Source organism: Polynucleobacter sp. 39-46-10, assembly GCF_002282275.1.
Genome location: NZ_NCJB01000283.1, coordinates 1 through 3,010, shown reverse-complemented (window position 1 = coordinate 3,010; position 3,010 = coordinate 1). Strand labels below are relative to the sequence as shown.

4 protein-coding genes are annotated in these 3,010 nt (G+C 46.1%); 1 reads left to right on the top strand and 3 read right to left on the bottom strand.

The window, feature by feature from the left end; genetic code table 11:
- The 3 genes from B7X71_RS14410 to B7X71_RS14400 all read right to left on the bottom strand — a co-directional run.
- Positions 1 to 504 (bottom strand): UDP-2,3-diacylglucosamine diphosphatase (locus tag B7X71_RS14410; protein WP_293601131.1); only part of this gene is annotated, 504 nt, incomplete at its 3' end.
- Positions 501 to 1,004 carry a peptidylprolyl isomerase gene (locus B7X71_RS14405; protein ID WP_215303510.1) on the bottom strand — a complete coding sequence of 168 codons (504 nt, stop codon included), beginning with the start codon at positions 1,002 to 1,004 and terminating at the stop codon, positions 501 to 503. The genes B7X71_RS14410 and B7X71_RS14405, both read right to left, overlap by 4 nt.
- Before the next feature lie 46 nt (positions 1,005 to 1,050).
- Positions 1,051 to 1,869: a tetratricopeptide repeat protein gene (locus B7X71_RS14400; protein ID WP_293601128.1), complete on the bottom strand. Its 819-nt coding sequence runs from the start codon at positions 1,867 to 1,869 to the stop codon at positions 1,051 to 1,053.
- Between the two features lie 87 nt (positions 1,870 to 1,956).
- On the opposite strand from B7X71_RS14400, the gene cysS reads away from it, so the two are divergent.
- Positions 1,957 to 3,010, top strand: a 1,054-nt coding sequence (gene cysS, locus B7X71_RS14395) for a cysteine--tRNA ligase (protein WP_293601126.1), incomplete at its 3' end; no start/stop codon positions are given.

Sequence of the window (3,010 nt, the reverse complement as noted above, 5' to 3'; positions counted from 1 at the left end):
CACGCCACTATTGTTTCGCAGATGATTTGCAATCGAACGACGCCATTTCAAAGGCAATTTCAAGAATAATTTTTGAATCCAAGCTTTGCGAACCCAACCACGAAACACTTGATAACCAATATCTGCTGTGCAAAGAGAATCGCCATGACAAAGAACATATTCAGATCCAGCAATGTTGATCTTGCTTGGATCGGGCATGAAGGTCATGCCCGTCTTGCTTAAGAAATGCTTTCCAACTAAAAAATCTCGATTACCGTGAAGATAATACGTTTTCACTTTAGTCGAGAGTGTTGCAAGTGCATGTTTCACCTCTTGTTGAAAAGGAGAGTGCTGGGCAGCATCATCTCCAACCCAATACTCAAATAAGTCACCCAGGATAAATACAGCCTCTACCTTAGGGGCATCCTTTTCACAAAAATCAAAAAATCGTTGCGCCGTCAAGGGCATTGACGGCGTGAGATGTAAATCAGAAATGAATAACGCGCTCGCGTATTGCGGGATCATTCCTCGAGAACGCTTGCCTTTTCAATAACAACATCTTCTTTAGGAACATCTTGATGAAAGCCGGAATTACCAGTCTTTACTTTACGAATCGTATCAACCACATCTAGGCCATCAGTAACCTTGCCAAAAACGGCATAACCCCAGCCTTGAGCACTTGGTGAAGTGTGATTCAAGAAGTCATTGTCATTTACGTTAATGAAAAATTGGGCTGTCGCAGAGTGTGGATCGCTAGTACGTGCCATGGCTACTGTGCCACGATCGTTCTTAAGACCATTGTTTGCTTCATTCTCAATTTGGGCGCCAGAAGATTTTTCTTTCAGGCCAGCAGTCATGCCTCCACCTTGAATCATGAAGTTATCAATGACGCGATGGAAAATCGTGCCATCGTAGTGACCGCTTTTGACGTACTCTAAAAAATTGGCAACGGTCTTTGGTGCTTTAGCAGCATCTAAGGTGAGGGTGATATCACCCTGATTTGTTTTGAGTAGAACTTTGGCCATGGTGTATTAACTTTCTGATGAGTTAGTAGATAAAAAAGTATAAAAATTAGTTTGAACTAGGTGATATCGGGGCGATTGCTGGTGCTGTTGGGGCAGCCCTTTTCTTGGGCGGCTTTAGTATTTCCATGAGTGCTTTTGCACGATTGCTGTATTGGCGCTGATTGAGAACAGCATCTTTCGCTGCATTGTCGTAGGACTGTGCCGCAAGGCGAATGTAGACCTCACCTAAGTTGGCTGCAGCTACGGTATAGCTAGGGCGTAATTTCAGAGCAAGCTCTAAGTAATCCCTAGCCTCAATCCAATTGCCCTGATTAGCAGCAAGTGCAGCTAGGTTGTTATAGGGCTCTGGCAACTCTGGAAATTGTTGGGTAATTTCAATTAATGTCTTCTTGGCTGAATCCCACTGACGCATTTCAATCTGCATGCGCGCTTTGACATAACGTAACTGCACGTTACCTGGGGTTTTCTTGAGACGCTCGTTAATCAGTTCGATGGCTTCTGGATATTTTTTGGCTTTGACCAATTTTTCAATATCGGATGGAACCCCATTTTTAGTGACTGGATCTGGCTCAATAATCAAAAACGATAGAAAAGGAACGGCTACGGAGTCTGAAAGCTCGGAATTAAATTGATCGTACCCAGCGTCATTGCCGGCCAATCTTGGTGGGTCATTGGGGCCATAGGAGCCTAAATAGGGGGCTTGGGTGCCTTGAGGAGCGCCGGCTGAGGCGGCATTAAGAGCCTTAATTTCAGCATCAGCCAGTTGTTGGCCTGGCGTGCTGCAACCAGCCAGTAATAAAACAGCAAAAATAGAGCTCAAGCCAGCCAATTGGGCCGGACGTGGTGAAAAAAGGTTAACTGGCATAGGGGGCGGGGTGAAAAACGGGCTCATTCGATATACTCAGCGCTCAGTCTAACAAATTGGCGCTACTTGCCCACCTTTATAGCCCCTATGCTGCAAATCTATAACACCCTCAGTCGCTCTAAACAGGCCTTTGTACCCATCGAGCCGGGTAAGGTGAAGATGTATGTCTGTGGAATGACCGTATATGACTTTTGCCATATTGGGCATGCCCGGGTGATGATTGTGTTTGATATGGTGGTGCGCTGGTTGCGGGCTAGTGGCTACGAAGTGGTTTACGTTCGCAATATCACTGATATCGATGACAAGATCATTAATCGCGCCATTGAGAATGGTGAGCCCATTGCGGCGCTGACCCAGCGTTTTATTGATGCAATGCATGCTGACTCCGATGAGTTGGGCTTAATGCATCCAGATCACGAGCCCCGCGCAACAGATTACATAAGCCAAATGCAGGGCATGATTGGGCGTTTGATAGAAAAAGAATTGGCCTATCAAGGCGAGGATGGCGATGTCAATTTTGCTGTTCGCTTATTCCCTGAGTACGGTCGTCTCTCCGGTAAATCTTTAGATGAATTAAATGCGGGTGAGCGTGTCGCTGTTGGTGGTGGCAAACGGGATCCCTTGGATTTTGTTTTATGGAAAAGTGCTAAGCCGGAAGAGCCTGCGGATACTCGCTGGAAATCACCGTGGGGTGAAGGTCGTCCCGGATGGCATATTGAGTGTTCTGCTATGTCCTGCGATTTACTAGGTGAGCATTTTGATATTCATGGTGGTGGTGCTGATTTGCAATTTCCTCATCATGAGAACGAGATCGCTCAGAGCGAGGGAGCTTTGTATGGCCAAGACCATCAGGCTAGCGATAAACCTTTTGTAAATTACTGGATGCACAACGGACACATTCGCGTGAATGAAGAAAAAATGTCCAAGTCCTTGGGTAATTTTTTCTTGATTCGTGATGTCTTGAAGAATTTTGACCCTGAGGTCTTGCGTTTCTTCATGTTGCGTGCCCACTATCGCAGCCCCATTAACTATAGCGATGCTCAGCTTGAAGAGGCGCGCTCAGGCTTAGTTCGTTTGTACACTGCATTAGCTCAAGCGCCAGCAAGCAATCAGGCTCTAGACCCCCATTCTCCATGGGCTA

Bases quoted from the DNA above. Each gene is read 5' to 3' on its own strand.
- B7X71_RS14405 (WP_215303510.1), bottom strand. From the start codon at position 1,004: ATGGCCAAAGTTCTACTCAAAACAAATCAGGGTGATATCACCCTCACC.
- B7X71_RS14400 (WP_293601128.1), bottom strand. From the start codon at position 1,869: ATGCCAGTTAACCTTTTTTCACCACGTCCGGCCCAATTGGCTGGCTTG.